Below are 2,763 nucleotides of genomic sequence, written 5' to 3'. Positions count from 1 at the left end.
CAAAATAAAGAAAGGAGCAGTGAGACACTGTAAACCTTATCGGTAAAAAACAGCATTTTTTAATCGGCAAAAAACGACATTTTCACATCGGCGTTGACACATTAACTTAATTTTACAAACCGAGAGATCTAAACAAGTTGCTTCTAAATACGTGTTATAGTAAAACACTAAACGCATTTCGATGAATAAAAATGGTCTGATCTCAGTAAAGTACTGAGATCAGACCATTAATTAAAACTAAATATAATTTTTCTAACTTAGTTGTTGCACTTAAACTACTGCATACTCATTTTTCAGTCTTACTTAATCTGCCTCGATGATAAATTTTCTTTTGGATTAAGTATTGATCCTGATCTTGAGTAATAAATAACGGAGAACTTTCTTCTATGACATTGCTAAACTCCAAACCATACCATGAAATAGGTGAAGCCGTAATTTTCTGCAAATAGATGCGCCCGCCAATCAATCTTCTATCTAACGAGCTTAACTTATCATTGACAATTAAATCTGCTGGTTGTTCCTTTATAATAACAAACTTAAAGTCGCCGACTTTCCGTTGTCGCTCTGTTGAATACGTGGGTATTTGTGGTTCTAAAATACCTTGTTCCACTAGATGATTTACAACTTGATGTAAATAGACACTAACGGATTGAGATTTCCTAAACCCTAAGTAAAATTGAACGTTAACAACATTATGCGTCTCAAGTAAATCAACTGTATAATTACTTTCATAAGGTGCATTGGTTTCATTGACTGTAACAAACCAATAAACTTTAGCTCTTTTAGGTTGTCTGTCGAGAATAGAATACATGGTACTACGCCTAATTTGGTAATCACCCTTAATTTTAGTCATATACACTAAGTTAGTCGTGAACAAAGGTACTGTATTGTCTGCGCTTAATTTAGAGAGTTGATCACGATAGTCAAGAAGTGAAACATACTCGCTTTCTTTCTCATAATGTTCTCTTCGTTTATTTCCAAAGTACCAAAGCCACATAATATAAAGAATGCCCAACATGATTGTTAACGTAACATAACCGCCATGAATAAACTTAACCAAACTTGAAATTAGAAAGATTAACTCAATAAAACCAAAAAACAAGGCAATTATAAGTGCTGTTACCTTAGCCAGGTGTTTCTTTAAGAATTCATGCAAAAGCACAGTAGTCATAAGCATGGTAATAGTGATCGCTAAACCATACGCGGCCTCCATTTTTTGTGAACTACCAAAGAACCAGACTACACTAATTGTTATTATACATAGTATCCAGTTAACAGTTGCAATATAAATTTGATTTTTTATATTACTTGGATGTCTAATAACCATTCTAGGTAAAAATTTTAAGCCAATTGCTTCATCGACTAAAGTGTAAGAACCCGTAATCAACGCTTGAGAGGCAATAATTGCAGCGAGTGTGGCTAGCAAAATGCCAACTAGGCGCCAAGTTCCGGGGAGCATTTCATAAAAGGGATTTAAGTTCGATAAGTTCCTGTAAGCAATATCACCTGCATGTCTAATTATCCAAGCACCCTGACCTAAGTAATTTAAAAATAGGGTACTATATACTAGTGGCCATGTTACATAAATATTCTGCTTGCCAACGTGACCCATATCGGAATATAAAGCCTCTGCTCCTGTGGTTGCCAAAAAGATACTTCCAAGTATAAAGATTCCCACTTTGTTAACTGGACTGAATAGTACCCTAATTGCATAATAAGGAGAAATAGCCTTCAATATCATTGGATAATTGATTAGATTAACGATTCCAAAGACAGCCAAAAAGCCAAACCATAAAATCATCACTGGTCCAAAGGATTTCCCAATCACACCTGTTCCAAAACGTTGAATCATAAATAATACGAGTAGAACAACTGTTGTGATAATCAAGACGTTATGTTGAGAATTACTAAACGCCACAGGGCCAAGGTGTTGTTTTTTTAATCCCTCAATGGCTGAAGTCACAGTTACTGCAGGAGTTAATGTTCCATCGGCCAAAATGGCCGCCCCACCAATCAAGGCTGGCCAAATTAACCATTTTGAATTTTTTCTAACCAATGCATATAAAGCAAAAATTCCGCCCTCACGCTTATTATCGGCTTGCATTGCAATGACAACATACTTCAACGTTGTAATGATCATTAATGTCCAAAAAATCAACGAGATCGATCCAATCACGTAATTGGGAGAAATATTTCCCATTTTACCGGCGTCACCAATCAATGCATTCATAACATACAATGGTGAAGTGCCAATATCACCGTACACAATTCCTAAAGTAACAAGTGCCCCCGCAAAAGAAACACGTTCTAGTTGCTTATTCATATTTGCTTGCCCCCAACGCTAATTATTGAAATATAGCACTGCAAAATAGTAAGCCTAAACACGAAGAAAAGCAACTATGCCATATACATCATAATGAAATCACTTTAAAGAAGCTCATAATTTACGATATACTGATTGAAACCATAAATTATGGGCATTCTATTCTTAACTATCTAGTTGAACCATCTGATAACCGACTCCAATATGTGTTTTAATGGTAGATTGTAAAATTAATCCGAACGCTGTTCGGACAAAAAAGATCAGCTTCCTTTAAAATGGTGTTTGAAGTGCAATAAAAAAGTTAGACATTTTTATAAGTCTTGGATGTAAGCTGATTCCTGAGAAACTGTTTGAGATCTCTAAAAGCGGCGTAGGAAAACTGAGACAAACGCTAAAGTTACCATCGTTGTACTGGTGTGCAGCTGTCGTTCACAGTTTTT

The 2,763-nt window shown here is 35.5% G+C and carries 1 protein-coding gene; it reads right to left on the bottom strand.

Annotated features, from left to right (window positions below; translation table 11 throughout):
* Positions 1 to 286 precede the first annotated feature (286 nt).
* A complete protein-coding gene (locus FFM73_RS12290) occupies positions 287 to 2,323 on the bottom strand; it encodes a KUP/HAK/KT family potassium transporter (RefSeq protein ID WP_137631930.1) in 2,037 nt (678 codons plus the stop codon).
* Positions 2,324 to 2,763 lie beyond the last annotated feature (440 nt).

This window comes from Secundilactobacillus hailunensis, from assembly GCF_005405185.1.
GTDB classification, from domain to species: domain Bacteria; phylum Bacillota; class Bacilli; order Lactobacillales; family Lactobacillaceae; genus Secundilactobacillus; species Secundilactobacillus hailunensis.
This window is presented reverse-complemented; position numbering and strand designations above follow the sequence as displayed.

Excerpts from the sequence above, each read along its gene's own strand:
- FFM73_RS12290 (WP_137631930.1), bottom strand. The coding sequence starts at position 2,323 with ATGAATAAGCAACTAGAACGTGTTTCTTTTGCGGGGGCACTTGTTACT.